Source organism: Streptomyces acidicola, from assembly GCF_009377235.1.
Taxonomy (GTDB): domain Bacteria; phylum Actinomycetota; class Actinomycetes; order Streptomycetales; family Streptomycetaceae; genus Streptomyces; species Streptomyces acidicola.
The window spans coordinates 1-1844 of sequence record NZ_VMNX01000494.1 but is presented as its reverse complement, the minus strand read 5'-3'; the positions used below and the strand labels follow the sequence as shown (position 1 = coordinate 1844).

Below are 1844 nucleotides of genomic sequence, written 5' to 3'. Positions count from 1 at the left end.
GCCAGTTGGATCGAAGAACCGGCGGCCTGCCACCCGCTACGACGTCGGCAAGACCACCAAACGCCCCGAGAGCATCGCCGAACGTAATCAGCTCAAAGCTCGCAAAGGTTAAATTTCAAGCTCAGAACCTGTCCGCGAACCGGGGCTGAGTTGGCGGCCGGTTCTCGACCGACTCCTGTGGCCGAGACACTGGCTGGATCGCCTACTGGGTGAATGCAGGGTTCCCCCGCTCAATAAAGGAGTTGATGCCTGAAGGCAACAAGGGAGACCAGGAGGATCATGTCGGACCACGGCGACAAGATCACAGAAGAGCAGGTGCAGGAGAGGGCCGCCCAGATCCGGGAGCGCCTGAACCGTGTGAGGAAGATCGAGGGTTTCGATCCGGTGGCGGGGCTGGACTTGGAGGCGATGGCGCGCCGGTCGCTGGAGGCGCGGGCCAGGCCGAAGCCGTCCGCGCACGACGTGCTGAAGGTTATCCGGCCCGAGTGGGAGAAGGAGGCGGCGCAGCAGGGGCTGACCGGCGAGGCGCTGAGCGCGTTCAAATGGCAGATCCTGGCCGAGGACGGTCCGCAGGTCTACGGCGAGATAACGGACATCGTCTACTACGTGATTCACCTCAACAAGGCCGCCGTCGAAAAGATCTCCTGGAACTCGGAGGTCTTCTTCCAGGCGCTGGAAGCGGCCGCGCTGGCCGTCCCGGAGATCGATGAGATCCTCTCCCCGCTGGAAGCCTTCATCAGGGCCGAGGTCACAACGATCCAGGCAGTCGGCTCCACCGTGAGCAACGGCCAGGTCAAGCTCGTAGGGGTCTGGCCGGTTCCCGTCGTCATCGCCGAGTCCGACGAGGACTACAACTGGGACGCCGAGGACGCAGCCAAACGCCTGCGAGACCGAATCGGAGGCCGAGCCGGCGGATAGACCGTCGCGGCGCGGTCCTCCGCCCGCCCGGGCAGGGGGCCGCGTCGGCTTCCCCGGCCTCCGCCGCCGACGTCACCAACTGCTGAGAGGTCGTTTTCTCCCGTTGTCTTATTGCGGAATAAGGAGCCACCCATGGCCCGCATCACCGTCAGCGTCGAACCGCGCCACGCCGACAACAGTCCGTGTGACCAACCGGTGAAGCCGTCCGGCCGGCCCCGCGACCCCTCCTGCGGGTGCATCGGTCGTACCGCCTACGCGGTCGTCTGCTCCGAGCACGGTGACGTCGGCGACCCGCACCACGTCAAGGTCATCGCCGAACCTGCCGCCGTCGCGCACCGCCAGGAGCACCGCGCCGCCCTTGCAGCCCGCTGACCCGCCGGAAGCCCTCCACACAGAACTGCGGGGCGGCCGTCGACATCAGCTCCGGCCGCCCCGGCCTCCTGCCACCTGACGAAGGGACACTCGTGCACCACCAGACCGCCTACACCTCTGCCTCCCGCCCGACGATCGTCGCGTTGTGCGGGTCGACCCGGTACTGGGACGCCCTCGCCGAAGCCAACCTCTACGAGACCGCCGCCAGCCGCATCGTCCTCGCCCTCGGCTGCAACATGAAACAGCTGCACCCGCTGTGGGAGGACCCGGCCCGGGCGGACCGGCTCAAGCAGCAACTCGACGAACTGCACCGCCGCAAGATCGATCTCGCCGACGAGGTCCTCATCGTCAACCCTGGCAGCTACACCGGCGACAGCACCGGCAACGAGATCGACTACGCCCGCAGCCTCGGCAAACCCATCCGCTACCCCCGTTATGTTTTCCGCGGCCCTGCAAGAGGGCCGCTGGCCTCCGGGCCCGGCATGGCTGTTCCCCCCTGTCGAACCGATGACCTGGGGGGTGGTGCCACCGGGCCCGAGAGGCGCCGTTGGAGA

Annotated in this window: 3 protein-coding genes; all 3 read left to right on the top strand. The window is 67.0% G+C overall.

Going from position 1 to position 1844, the window contains the following annotated elements; genetic code table 11:
* The first annotated feature begins 279 nt into the window (after positions 1–279).
* Positions 280–918, top strand: a complete 639-nt coding sequence (locus tag FPZ41_RS46300) for a hypothetical protein (RefSeq protein ID WP_152870874.1) — start codon at positions 280–282, stop codon at positions 916–918.
* Positions 919–1050: 132 nt separating this feature from the next.
* Entirely contained in the window at positions 1051–1290 is a 240-nt protein-coding gene (locus FPZ41_RS46295) for a hypothetical protein (RefSeq protein ID WP_152870872.1), read from the top strand.
* A 92-nt stretch (positions 1291–1382) separates the two neighbouring features.
* The coding region (locus FPZ41_RS46290; protein ID WP_407698910.1) for a hypothetical protein at positions 1383–1844 on the top strand (462 nt) is incomplete at its 3' end.

What these genes read in the sequence shown, in the direction of transcription:
- FPZ41_RS46295 (WP_152870872.1), top strand. Translation starts at nt 1,051, where the DNA reads ATGGCCCGCATCACCGTCAGCGTCGAACCGCGCCACGCCGACAACAGT.
- FPZ41_RS46300 (WP_152870874.1), top strand. Translation starts at nt 280, where the DNA reads ATGTCGGACCACGGCGACAAGATCACAGAAGAGCAGGTGCAGGAGAGG.